Raw genomic sequence first — 12618 nt, forward strand, 5'->3', positions numbered from 1 at the left:
GATGCCGGGCCCGCCCCACTCGATGCCGTCCACAACCTTTCGCTCCAGCGCCGGGAACACTTCCGAACCCGCCATGACGACAGTGGAGGCGCCCAGTTCGGTCGCGATCTCGGCCCAGGCACCGGAGGTGCGGACCTTCATGCCCTTGTAGTCCTCAAGCGTGCGCACCGGCTTGTGCGAATGCATGAAGATTTCGGTTTCCAGAATGCCGCAGGGAACAACAACGCCGTTCGAGACTTCCTGGCGCCACTACTTCCACAGCTCGGCGCCGCCGGCATTGTACAGCCAGAGCATGTATTCTTCCGGCGTCAGGCCGCCCGACCAGCCGCCGAAGATGACGCCTGTACGGTCGATGCCCCAGTCATAGGCAGGCCAGTTGTGACCGACCTCGGCGACGCCACTCTGCACCGTCTCGGTGACTTTGAGCGCGCTGCCCAGGGTGCCGGCGGGGAATACGTTAATCTTCACCCGGCCATCGGTCATCTGGCCGACCAGTTCGGCGAAGCGCTTCGCACCCAGATCAATCCAGTGGCCGCCGGCCCAGGGGGTGGCCATGCTCCACTCGACATTTTGCGCCTTGGCGGCCGGCACCAGGGAAATGCCGACAGCCAGAGCAGCGCCCGCGGCCAGGGTACGCAAACCTGCCTTTTTCCAGAACGTCATCGAATAGCCTCCTGCTGTTTGGGAATTATTTTGATGCCGGTTTCAGGGAACCGTTATGAAAAGACTAACTGACAAGTTTGTCAGGTGTCCATTCGGATACATAAGGAAGGGATAAAATTTCTCGCACTTGCGAGAAGGCCGCCCGGTCAGCTGGTCCAGAGGCCGCCGGTGATGTTGATCGACTGGCCGGTCATGTAGTCGGATTCGTCCGACGCCAGGAAGCAGACCAGCCGCGCGACATCGTTCGGCAGGCCCAACCGGCCCATCGGGATGGTATTCACCCGGTCCTTCGCCATCGGCAGGCCCAGTGCCTGATGCTGCGCTTCCGATTCGTCGCGCATCTTTGTCTCGACGATCAGGCCTGGGCAGACCGCATTCACGGTGATGCCGTGCGGCGCCATCTCCATCGCCAGGCTCTGCGTCACGCCGATGACCGCGAACTTGCTGGCGCAATAGGCGCTGTAATTGGCAATCGCCTTCTTGCCGAGCCAGGAGGCCATGTTGATGACCCGGCCCTGCCTGCGGGCCACCATGCCGGGCAGCACCGCGCGGCAGGTCCAGAAGATGCCGTCCACATTCACGGCGAAGCTGTCGCGCCAGTCCTTCGGGTCCATCTCGGTGAGCGCACCGAGGCGCAGGATGCCGGCGCTGTTCACCAGCACATCGACATGGCCCAGCGCCTTCACGAGCTGACCGGCCGCCGCCGTGACCGAGGCCTCGTCGGTGACGTCGCCGACCGCGATATGGGCGTCGCGGCCCAGCGCGCGTACCGCTGCCGCCGTCTCCTCCGATGGCTCGCGGTCCAGCAGGCCAATGTCGCAGCCTTCCCTGGCGAGGCGCAGGGCCGTGGCGCGGCCGATGCCATTGGCTGCCCCTGTGATAAGCGCCTTCCTGCCGGTGAGTTCGTACATGGCGGTCAGTCTTCCTTTGTTGTGACGATGGATGAAAAAGCGGCATTGCGGCCGGCGATCCGGCCCGAGGCGAACGCCCAGCCCAGATGGTGGCCATGACCTTCGAGCAGCAGCCCGCCCTGCCCGGCGGAGCCGGCGGCAAACAGACCGGGGACCGGCTGTTCACCGGCACCGATAACGGCAAGGTCAGGAGTGACGCGCAGGCCGCCTTCGGTAAAGACGACCCAGGGCCTCGCGGGGCCGAGCGCATAATAGGGACCGGCACCGAAGGCGGGCCGGCCCTTGCGGTCACCCGCATTATACTCGGCGACTGTCGCGGCCAATGCCGCCGCGGACACACTGATCTTTACAGCCAGCGCCTCCAGCGTTTCCGCCTTGTGAGTGATGTCGCGGCGATTGCGGGCATAGTCCGGCAGATAGGCATAGGCGACGCCGGGCGCGGTGGAGACGTAATGCGGCCAGCCGACGAACTTCGCCGCCATCGCGCCATCCAGCAGGATGAAGGCGGTCTGGTCCGTCTGCTTCGCCATCGCATATTCAGGCTTCGCCAGCTCGTCACAGAAACGCTGGCCTTCCCGGTTCACCATAATCCCGCCCTCGCGGAACAGCCCGTGCGAGGGAGCGAGGTAGGTGGTGACGAAGGACATCAGGAAGGGCCGCAGCAGGGATGCAGGCAACGCATCCATCATCAGCTTCACCAGCCGGGCGAAGGCCGGAATCGGCGGAACCTTCATGATCCAGCTGGCGCGCGGCGGGGCAATAAAGCGGATTTCCGGCCCCCAGGCGAGATCGCCATTGGCGACGCTGGCGCCGATCTCCTCGCCCAGCTTCTGGCCGTCGCCGGTGCTGGTGGTGTTGATTGCCGGGATGCCGGCCATCTCCGGCGGCAGGTGCCGGCCCCGAAAGGCATCCTCGGCGGCGCTGATATCGCCGGTCGCCAGCACCACACCGCGCCGGGCACGGATGATCTCCGACCCGCCCGGCCCTTCCACCTGCATGCCGACCGCGCGGCCATCCTCGATAATCAGGCGGCGCGCGGCGCAGGAGGTGCGGATGACCACGCCCTCGCGCCGGCAATGGCGGGAGAGCTGATGGATGAACGCGCCGGAATGCGGCAGCACCTGATGCAGTCGCGGCACCCGGTGCGGCGGTTCCGGCACCGGCTTCATGAAGACAAGGCCGAGGTCCGTGAGGAAGCGCATGGTTTCCGGCATGGCATCGACCAGAATCCGGCGCAGCACCGGATTGTCGCGGTTGGCCCGGTCGCCATGGAATTTCGGCATATCCTCGAAATGCGCGTCGGGTTCGTCCTCGATGCCGGCCTGGCGCTGCTGCAGCGTGGCGCTAGCGCAGATCGACCCGACCGACATGCCGGACGTCCCGCCCAGCTTCGGGTTCTTCTCGATGAGTACGACCGAGCGGCCCAGCCTTGCCGCCGACAGGGCGGCCATCAGCCCGGTACCGCCGCCGCCCGCCACCAGAACATCCGTCTCGCTGACCCGCATCGCCTACACCCTTTCGTCGAGGGCCGCTGGATCGCCCAGCAGGGCGGCGGCAAAGGCGCTTTGTATCGCCGGCATCGCCTTGCCGGCCCGGCGGGCATCGCCGATCACTTCGACCGTCTGGCCGGGCCGGGCCGGGAACCGGCTACCCGTCGCATAGCGGGCGCGGTGATAGAACCAGTCGCGGAGGCCCGGCCGGGTCATCAGTCTGGCGAGGCCCGGCCATTTGCCGGCCCCGGCACGCAGCAGGGCAGGAACAGCGAGGCCAAGACCATGGCGGTAGGCGGCACCCGTCGCCACGACGACTCGGTCGAAGCCGTCCAGCAGCGCCGGATCACTCGTGACATCGGTGCCGGTGCGAATGACGACTCCCTTGTCGCGGCAGTCGCGCTCCAGCGCCGCGATATAGGCCCGGAAGCTGCCTTCGCGGGTCTCCACCTCCTGAAATTTCGGCGCGAGGCCTGCAAGGTTGAAACTGCCGCCCAGCTGGTCGCCGCGCTCGAACAAGGTCACCTGATTGTCTTCCGCGACCAGCGAGGCGTAGCTAAGGCCGGCTGGCCCGCCGCCGACCACCGCGATCTTCTCACCGCCCGGCGGCCGTCCGTTGGCAAACAGCAGCTCCCGCCCGACCGTCGGGTTCACAAGGCAATGCAGCCTGCCGCCGCCGCGCATGCCATCAACGCAACTGTTGCAGGCGAGGCAGCGCCGCACGGCCTTGCCGGCTTTCGCCTTGTTCACCCAGTCGGGATCAGCCAGCAGCGGGCGGCCGAGCGCGATGAAATCGACTTCGCCGGATTCGACCGCCTGCCGGGCGAGGGCCGGGTCGCCCAGATTGCCGACGGCAATGACCGGGACGGCAACCGCCCGCTTGATCTTGCGCGCGAAATCGAGGAACGGCGCCTCGCCCATCCACATTGGAGGGATCATCCGCGCGGCGGAGGGAAGCGAGCGGTAATGCCCAGCCGAGACATGGATGGCGTCGGCCCCGGCCTCGGCGGCCCAGACCGCGATCTGGAACCCGTCCTTGAAGGGCAGCCCCTCCGGGAAATAATCCTCCACCGTCAGCCGGTAGATCACGCCGATATCCGGCACGTCCGCCTTGATCCGCCGGGTGATCTCCAGCCCGAAGCGTGCCCGGTTTTCCAGGCTGCCGCCATATTCGTCGGTGCGGATATTCTCGGCCGGGGTGTGGAACTGCGAGATCAGATAGCCATGCGAGGCATGGATCTCCACGCAGTCGAAGCCGGCACGCCTTGCCCGGTCGGCGGCTTCGACATAGGCGCGGATAGTCTGTTCGATGCGCGCCTTCGTCATCGCCTCCGGCACGATGGTCTCCATCGTGATCTCAAGCACCGGATGCGGCACGGCAGACGGCGCGATAGGCGTTTCGCCGCAGATATCCTTGCGGGTGTGGCCGCCGCCATGGCCAAGCTGGATGCTGGCGGCGGAGCCTTCCTCATGGATCATCGCAACCAGCCGGCTCAGGCCCGGCAGGAACCGGTCGTCATAGAGGCCAAGCTCGTGGAAGCGGTGCCGCCCGACCTTTTCCGGCGCCGCCATCTCCACGGTGATGAGGCCGACGCCGCCGCGCGCGCGGGCCCGGTAATAGGCCATGCCGTCCTCGGTGACGAAGCCCTCCGCATCGGCGGCGCGGGTCGTCATCGAGGCCATCACGACGCGGTTGGGGAGCGTCGCCGGACCGATCCGGCCCGGCGCGAACAGGTCGGCCATGGTCGGGGCGCCTTACTCGGCGGCGAGCGGTATCGCCCCGTCGCGGCCGATGCCGGCCTCGGCCAGTGCCGCGCGCAGGCGCGACAGCTCACCCGCCGACAGCTTCATCAGCGGCGGGCGCATCACCGCCTTCTCCGCCCGGCCCAGCATCACCAGGCATTCCTTCATGCGGTTGTGCATGTCGAGGAAGGGCGGAGAATAGAAGGCCTGCGCCAGCGGATAGATGCGGTCGTTGATCGCCTGCGCCTTCGTCAGATCCTTGGCCTGCACCGCCTCGAACAGCGCCACCTGAAGATCGGGGATCACGCTGCCGGCACCGGACAGCAGCCCGCCGGCGCCCATGGTCAGCGAGGCCATCAGCCAGGAGGAATGGGTGGTCAGCACCGTCACCGGGCGCGGCAGCTTCTGGAAGGTGCGGATGTGCTTCTCATGCAGCATCGCATCGTTCGACCAGTCCTTGATCGCCTTGATCGAGGGCACTTCCTCGAACAGCTTCAGCAGCGTCTCGAACGGATAGCCGAGGCCGGTGCCCATCGGATACTGGAACAGGATGATCGGCAGGTCGGTGGCATCGGCGATCATCTTGAAATGCGCGAGGGCCATCTCCGGCCGCAGCTGGCCGCCCATCGACATGCTTTGCGGCGGGAACACCAGCAGGCAGGAGGCGCCGGCCTCGTCCGCCATCTTCGCCAAGCGCGCGGCTTCATGGCTGCCATCGGCATAGATGCCGTTGATCAGCGGAATATGGTCGCCCATTTCGTCCAGGCAGAATTCCAGGATGCGCTTCTGCTCGTCGAAGGTGCAGGCATGCACTTCCGAGGCGTGGCCGTTCACCGTGACGGCGGCAAGGCCGGGCGTCGCCGCGACATGCGCGTTATGGCGGCGGGATTCCTTCTCGTTGATCGAATAATCGTCGTTCAGCGCCAGCAGGGTCGCCGGAATCACGCCCTTCGGCTGGAAGTCCTTGAAGCGTCGCATCTTTTCCTCCCATTCGATGACGGGGCGCCGGTCGTGGCGGCGCCGTCTCCCATATCAGTATGCCATGATACTGACTTATGTGTAAGTCGGGAGCCGGCACATTCCGTCATGGGCCTTCGCGCTGACGTCATACCGGCCCATCCACCACCCGGCCGATGAAATCGCGGATCACCGACAGCACTGCCTCCGGTGCCTCCAGATGGGGAACATGGCCGCAACCGGGCAACAGCAGGGTTTCCACCGGGCCGGAGACGCCGGCACGGATCGCCTCCAGCTGGGCCGGGCTGCCATGCGCATCCTCCGCCCCCTGCAGGGCCAGCACCGGGCAGCGTATGTCCCGCAGATCGTCCAGCATCGACCAGGCCCGCATGGTGGGCCGGGTCCAGACATCCAGCCAGCCGCGCACCAACCGTTCCGTACGGTCGCCATGATGCCGGGCGAGCCGCGCGAGGAATTCCGGGTCGTCCTGCCAGCGCGCCTTTACGCTGGCTAGCCCAGCCTGGGTCGCAGGCTCCAGCATCACATGCGCGGCCAGCGTCACGCAGGCGACGGGACGGGCGGGAAAGATCGAGGCGAAATAGAGTGCGATGGTGCCGCCATCGCTGTGCCCGACCAGAAGCGGCTTTTTGATACCGCAGGCGGCCAGCAGTTCGGGCAGCGCCCATTCCGCCGCGATCTTCAGGAAATCGTCCGGGCGCGGCAGTTCCAGAGGCTCGGAGCCGCCATGGCCATAGCGGTCATAGACCAGCCCCGGCAGGCCGGTCGCGGCGCACAGATTGGCCGGGAAGCCACGCCATTGCGTGATGCTGCCCAGCCCCTCATGCAGGAACACCAGCACCGGCTGGTCCGGCTGGAAGCTGCCCAGCCGGCGCAGACGCAACCGGCGGCTGCCCGCGATCAGATATTCATAGGCACTGTCATTCATCAGGCCATACCGTCAGCCTTTGGCCAGCAGCGCCGCCCCCTCGGCGGCCATGGCGCGGATATCATCCGCCGAATAGCCCAGCTCCGCCAGGATTTCGGCGCTCTGCGCGCCCAGCTTCTGCGGCGGCAGGCGTACCTCCGCCGTCTCGCCGTCATAGCGCACCGGATGATTGACCAGCGTGACCGGGCTGCCGGTCGCGCCCTCGACGGTGACGAAGCTGCCATTGTGCTTCACCTGCGGGTCGGCGGCGACCTCCGCATAGCCGTTCACGCGCGAGAACCAGATCTTCTTCGGCTCCAGCAGCACCGCCCATTCCGTATAGGGGCGCGTGGGAAAGAGTCGGTCCAGCAGGGCGGCCACCTCCTCCCGCCGGGCGAAGGCTTCCGCGTCCGGGATGGCGGCGAGCTCGGCGCTGCCCATCGCCTCGCCCAGCCCCTTCAGGCTGGCCAGCGAGATGGCGATGTGTCCGTCCTTTACCGGGTAGATGCCGTAGGGCGCGGCATAGTACCAGCCGCCGATGCGGTGCGGCGGCGTGACGTCGTGGGGACGGTCGGCATTCAGGAAATTGATGAAGGATTCCATCTGCAGGTCGATGGCCGCCGACAACAGATTCACATCGACGCGGCAGCCCTTGCCGGTACGCGTGCGGCGCAGCAGCGCGCCAAGGATGCCCATCGCCAGCAGCGCAGCGCCATGATGATCGGCGACCGACACGCCGACTGCACGCGGGCCGGTTGCCGCCTCGCCGGTGATCGCGGCCAGCCCGCTCATCGCCTGGATCAGCAGATCCTGCCCCGGCTTCTCCGCATAGGGGCCGTCTGGCCCGTAGCCGGAAGCGGCGGCGTAGATCAGCCCCGGATTGGCTTTTTTCAGCGCCTCATAGCCCAGCCCCAGCTTCTCCATGACGCCGGGGCGGAAATTCTCGCACACGACATCGGCGCTCTCGGCCAGCTTGCGCGCGGCCTCCCGGCCCTTCTCCGACTTCAGGTCGAGGGCGATGGAGCGCTTGTTGCGGTTACCGGTCAGGAACAAAGAGGCCTGGCCATCGACGAACACCCCGACCCCGCCGCCGAACTGGCGCTGAAAGGCGCCTTCCAGCGGCTCGACAGAGATCACGTCGGCCCCCATGTCGGCCAGTGCCTGCATGGAGACCGGCCCCAGCAGGAAATGGTTGAAGCTGACGATCTTCACGCCGTCCAGCAGATCGAGCATCGCTCTGTCCTCTCCCTATTCCGCCGCCCTGGTGCCACCACCGGGCATATCCGCCGTTGGCGCGAACACCGCCCCTTCGGCCAGCAGCGCCGCCACCTCATCCGCTGCGAAGCCAGCCTCCTCCAACACGGACCGGCTGTGCGCGCCAGGCTGCAGGGCAAAGCCGGTGAAGCCCGGCAGCTTGCCGTCATAGCGCAGCGGGTGGTTGACCAGCGTGACGGTGACGCCGTTCACATCGACATCGCGGAAGGTCTCGTTGTGGAGGAGCTGCGGGTTGCGGCGCAGATCGTCGAAATCCTCGACGCGCGCGAACCACAGCCGGTGCGCCTCCAGCTTCGCCGCGATCTCCGCATAGGTCAGCGGCGCCAGCACCTCCGCCACTGCCGCGATATAGGCGTCACGCCCGTCATAGGCGTTGCGGCCGATAAAGGCGCGCAGGGCCGCGCTGTCCAACGCCTCGGCCAGCTTGTCGGGCGGGTTCAGCGACAGCACCATATGGCCGTCAGCAATCTGATAGACGCCATAGGGCGCCTCATGGAACCAGGTCGCCAGCCGTTCATCGCGATCCAGCGCGGCGCGGCCCCGGTTGCTGGCGTAATAGGTCACCAGCGATTCACTCTGCAGATCGACCCCGGCGGCCAGCAGATTGGCCTCGACATGGGTGCCCTCCCCGGTCTTCAGCAATTTCGCATAGGCGCCAACGATACCCAGCGCCAGCAGCGCCGCCCCATGCTGGTCAGCCGCGGCACAGCCCACCGCCGTCGGACCGCGCCGCCCGCCGGTGCCGGCGATCAGGCCGCTCATCGCCTGGATCAGCAGGTCCTGCCCCGGACGCCCGGCATAAGGGCCGGTGGTTCCGAACCCCGACGCCGAGGCATAGATGATGTCCGGCTTTTCCGCCTTTACCGCCGCATAGCCGAACCCCAGCCGGTCCAGCGTGCCGGGACGGAAATTCTCCACCACTGCGTGGCTCTGCCGGATCAGCCGATAGACCACCTCCTTCGCCTTTGGGTGTTTCAGGTCGATGGCCAGGCTGCGGGCATCGCGGTTGGCCGACAGAAAGAAGGCGCTGACACCGCCGGCCTTGGCGCGGTCAGCACCGGCCCAGTGGCGCTCATAGGCCCCCTGCGGCGGTTCGATCTTCACCACCTCCGCCCCCATGTCGGACAGGTACTGTGTGGCTGCCGGCCCCTGCAGGAAATGGCAGAAGCTGACGATTTTCATGCCGTTCAGAAGCACAGCTCAGACCTTTCTGATTCCGGGAAGAAAACGCTTACATGCAAGTCAGCCATTGCTAGACTGCCTGAAAATCCAATGGGCTGAGAATCCAACGGGGAGGACGCGATGACCGCCACAACATCCCATCTCGACGGCAAGGTCGCCCTGGTCACCGGCGCGGGCGCCGGCATCGGCCGGGCCACCGCCCTGGCACTGGCCGGTCGCGGCGTGAAAGTAATATGCGCCGGCCGCACCGAGGCCAGCCTGCGCAAGGTTGCCGACGCCTGCGGCAGTACGGCTCATGTGCTGACACTGGATGTCGGCGACCCGGCCAGCGTCGCCGGACTGCTGGACCGGCTGCCTGACGAATTTCGCGCCATCGACATCCTTGTGAACAATGCCGGGCATGACAGCGGCGGGCGCCAGCGCTTCGATACCGGCCGCATCGAGGATTGGGCCAGCATCATCGACACCAACGTCACCGGCATGATGCGGGTGTGCCACGCCATCCTGCCGGGCATGGTGCAGCGCGGCAGCGGTCATGTTGTAAATATCGGCTCCACCTCGGCCTTCCGCTCCTATCCCGGCGGCAGCGCCTACACCACCTCCAAGGCTGCCGTGCATATGTTCTGCGAAGGGCTGCGGCAGGATTACCGCGACAGCAACATCCGCATCACCGAGATCCTGCCCGGACTGACCCGCACCGATTTCGCTGCCACACGGGTGGGCGGCGATCCTGTCAAAGGCAAAGCCTATTACGATGCCGCCCCGATGACGCTGGACCCGGGCGATATCGCGCGCGGCATTCTCTACGCGCTGGACCAGCCGCCACACTGCACGGTCTCGCAGCTCGTCATCACCCCGACCCAGGAACCCTGAGGCCCCGTCATGAGCGATCTCGTCCTCTCCACCCTCGATTCGAACGGCGTGTTGCATCTGCGGCTGAACCGGCCCGAGGCACGCAACGCACTGAGCCGCCCGCTGATATCGGCGCTGGCCGGTGCACTCAGGGCCGCCGCCACCGACGAGACGGTGCGCGTCGTGCTGCTGTCCGGCGGCGAGAAGCAGTTCTGCGCCGGTGCCGACATCAAGGAATTCGTCGCCGAGGGCGGTGCGGTGCTGGAGGACCGGCAGCGCATCGAGAACTGGGCTGCCATCGAAGCCTTCCCGAAGCCGATGATCGCGGCGGTCGAGGGTTATGCCTTCGGCGGCGGCTTCGAGCTGGCGCTGCTGGCCGACTTCATCATCGCGGCGGACAATGCCCGCTTCGGCTTTCCGGAGATCAATCTCGGCCTGTTCCCCGGCGATGGTGGCACGCAGCGCGCCGCACGCACCGCCGGCAAGGCGCTGGCCATGAAGCTGATCCTGACCGGGGAGCCGATCGACGCCGCAACGGCGCTGGATGCCGGGCTGGTGGCCGAGCTGGTGCCCGCTGGCGATGCCGAGGCGCGGGCCGGGGCGCTGGCGGCGCTGATCGCGGCCAAGCCGCCGATTGCGCTGCGTCTCGCCAAGGCGTCGGTACTGGCCGCGTTCGAAGTACCGCTGGCCGCCGGCCTGTTGCAGGAACGCCAGCTGATCGCCCGTGCCTTCGCCACCGAGGACCGGCTGGAGGGCGTCACCGCCTTCAAGGAGAAGCGCCCGCCGGTTTTTCGCGGACGGTGAAGAGGGGGCCGTTGAAACTCTGGAAAAAAGAGGCCTCCCCCCGCCCGGCACCAAAGCACCAGACAGGGGGAGCAGGGAGGCAAAGCTGCCGCCAGGGTTGGTGGCCGCGGAATACGCAACAGGGGCGTACAAAGACATGGACCCGGCCATGATACGGCAGCTTCGCAGGGTCACTCCGCCGCCTTGGCGGCGTTAGCGACCCATTTCAGAATATGGTTTCCGACCGCCACCAGCTCCCCGTCCTGGTTGGTGATCGAAATGTCGGAGGTGGAGCGGCGGCGCGCCGCATCGACGGCGGCGATGCGATAGACCACGGTGATGGTATCGCCGATGAACACCGGCGCCAGGAAGCGGATGCGGTCATAGCCAAGCGATACCGCCGTCTCCTCCCCGCCGGTGCTGCCGGCAAGGTCGATCATCATGGTCGAGGCGGTGGACATGAAGCCCACCATCAGCGCGCCATGGGCGATGCGCCGCCCATAGCTCGACTTGCGCATGAATTCCTCGTTCACGTGGTTGCCGGACAGATCGCCGGTGATGCCGGCGAAAAGATAGACATCGCTTTCCCCCACGGTCTTGGAAAAGCGTACCTCGTCGCCCGGCTTCACATAGAAGTCGCCCATCGACTGCCTCCCTCAGGACACATGCCGCAGCGGTGCCGCCTGCCCGCCGGACCCGCCGCTGCCGGCCGACCAGAGCACCGGCCCGTTATCGCCCGCCGCAAACAGATGCACACGGTCGATGGCGATGGAGAACCGCCCGGCATCACCGCCCCTCAGATGCAGGTCGGGGTCGACGCCAGCCGCCATGACGGAATGATCGCCGATCCGCACCTCGACCAGTTGCTGCGCGCCCAGCTGTTCGGTCAGCACGATGCTGCCGTCCAGCCGGATCACCGAGTCACCGCTTTCCTCGCCCAGCACCAGATGTTCGGGGCGCATGCCCATCACCAGCTTCTGACCCTTCTGGCCGGCCAGTGCCGCCGACATGGCGTCGGGCAGGCGGATATCCGGGCCGAAGCCGGAAAGCGCCAGCCCGCCCTTCGCCTCCGTCACCGTGACCTCGACGAAATTCATCGCCGGAGAGCCGAGGAAGCCGGCAACGAAGCGGTTTGCCGGCGTGCGGTAGAGCTGCAGCGGCGTGCCGATCTGCTGCACCAGCCCGTCCTTCATCACGACGATGCGGTCGCCCAGCGTCATCGCCTCCACCTGGTCATGGGTGACATAGATCGAGGTGGTGGCAACGCGGGTGCGCAGCTCCTTCAGCTCGATGCGCATCTGCGCGCGCAGCTTAGCGTCGAGGTTGGACAGCGGTTCGTCGAACAGGAACACCGCCGGGTTGCGCACGATGCAGCGGCCCAGCGCCACGCGCTGCTGCTGGCCGCCCGACAGCTGCTTGGGCTTGCGGCCCATCAGCGGCTGGATGCCCAGAATGGCGGCCGCCCGGTCGATCTCCTTGCGGATATCGGCCTCCGGCACCTTCCGGTTGCGCAGGCCGAAGGCCAGATTGTCGTACACCGTCATGTGCTGGTAGAGCGCGTAGTTCTGGAACACCATGGCGATGTCCCGGTCGCGCGGCGGCAAATCGTTGACCACACGGCCGCCGATCTCGATGATGCCGCCGCTGATTTCCTCCAGCCCGGCGACCATGCGGAGCGTGGTGGACTTGCCGCAGCCCGACGGGCCGACCAGCACGACGAATTCCTCGTCGGCGACGGTGAGGTCCACATCGTGCACGGCATGCACCGGGCCGTAGCGCTTGTTGACCTGGGTAAGCTTTACTTCTGCCATTTCGCGTTATCCGCTTTTCTGGGTTG

At 66.6% G+C, this 12618-nt stretch carries 12 protein-coding genes and 1 pseudogene; 2 read left to right on the forward strand and 11 right to left on the reverse strand.

Going from position 1 to position 12618, the window contains the following annotated elements:
• The 9 genes and pseudogenes from MK313_RS08265 to MK313_RS08305 form a co-directional block, all read right to left on the reverse strand.
• A pseudogene (locus MK313_RS08265) lies at positions 1-186 on the reverse strand (C4-dicarboxylate ABC transporter substrate-binding protein); the annotation flags it as partial.
• A gap of 63 nt (positions 187-249) precedes the next feature.
• Positions 250-663, reverse strand: coding sequence for a hypothetical protein (locus MK313_RS08270; protein WP_287780809.1), 414 nt, complete (start codon positions 661-663; stop codon positions 250-252).
• Positions 664-809: 146 nt separating this feature from the next.
• Entirely contained in the window at positions 810-1574 is a 765-nt protein-coding gene (locus tag MK313_RS08275; RefSeq protein ID WP_287780810.1) for an SDR family NAD(P)-dependent oxidoreductase, read from the reverse strand.
• Positions 1575-1579: 5 nt separating this feature from the next.
• Entirely contained in the window at positions 1580-3079 is a 1500-nt protein-coding gene (locus MK313_RS08280; protein WP_287780811.1) for an FAD-dependent oxidoreductase, read from the reverse strand.
• A gap of 3 nt (positions 3080-3082) precedes the next feature.
• The gene (locus MK313_RS08285; RefSeq protein ID WP_287780813.1) at positions 3083-4807 is read right to left on the reverse strand and encodes an NAD(P)-binding protein; all 1725 of its coding nucleotides are present in this window, start codon (positions 4805-4807) and stop codon (positions 3083-3085) included.
• Positions 4808-4819: 12 nt separating this feature from the next.
• On the reverse strand, positions 4820-5785 hold the full coding sequence (locus MK313_RS08290; RefSeq protein WP_287780814.1) for a dihydrodipicolinate synthase family protein: 966 nt from the start codon (positions 5783-5785) through the stop codon (positions 4820-4822).
• A 127-nt stretch (positions 5786-5912) separates the two neighbouring features.
• Positions 5913-6710, reverse strand: coding sequence for an alpha/beta fold hydrolase (locus tag MK313_RS08295; RefSeq protein ID WP_287780815.1), 798 nt, complete (start codon positions 6708-6710; stop codon positions 5913-5915).
• A 12-nt stretch (positions 6711-6722) separates the two neighbouring features.
• Complete coding sequence (locus MK313_RS08300) at positions 6723-7922, reverse strand: CaiB/BaiF CoA transferase family protein (protein ID WP_287780817.1); 1200 nt, start codon at positions 7920-7922, stop codon at positions 6723-6725.
• Between the two features lie 15 nt (positions 7923-7937).
• A complete protein-coding gene (locus tag MK313_RS08305) occupies positions 7938-9146 on the reverse strand; it encodes a CaiB/BaiF CoA transferase family protein (RefSeq protein WP_287780818.1) in 1209 nt (402 codons plus the stop codon).
• Positions 9147-9266: 120 nt separating this feature from the next.
• Here MK313_RS08305 and MK313_RS08310 point away from each other — a divergent pair, with 120 nt between their 5' ends.
• Together MK313_RS08310 and MK313_RS08315 are read left to right on the forward strand one after the other, a co-directional pair.
• The gene (locus MK313_RS08310; protein ID WP_287780819.1) at positions 9267-10019 is read left to right on the forward strand and encodes an SDR family oxidoreductase; all 753 of its coding nucleotides are present in this window, start codon (positions 9267-9269) and stop codon (positions 10017-10019) included.
• Between the two features lie 9 nt (positions 10020-10028).
• Positions 10029-10802: an enoyl-CoA hydratase-related protein gene (locus tag MK313_RS08315; protein WP_121216731.1), complete on the forward strand. Its 774-nt coding sequence runs from the start codon at positions 10029-10031 to the stop codon at positions 10800-10802.
• A 170-nt stretch (positions 10803-10972) separates the two neighbouring features.
• On the opposite strand, the gene MK313_RS08320 is transcribed toward MK313_RS08315, so the two are convergent.
• Entirely contained in the window at positions 10973-11425 is a 453-nt protein-coding gene (locus MK313_RS08320) for a MaoC/PaaZ C-terminal domain-containing protein (protein ID WP_008942885.1), read from the reverse strand.
• Between the two features lie 12 nt (positions 11426-11437).
• Entirely contained in the window at positions 11438-12592 is a 1155-nt protein-coding gene (locus tag MK313_RS08325) for an ABC transporter ATP-binding protein (protein ID WP_287780820.1), read from the reverse strand.
• Positions 12593-12618: the final 26 nt, after the last annotated feature.

Source organism: Oceanibaculum sp. (assembly GCF_022449305.1).
Classification (GTDB): Bacteria; Pseudomonadota; Alphaproteobacteria; order Oceanibaculales; family Oceanibaculaceae; genus Oceanibaculum; species Oceanibaculum indicum.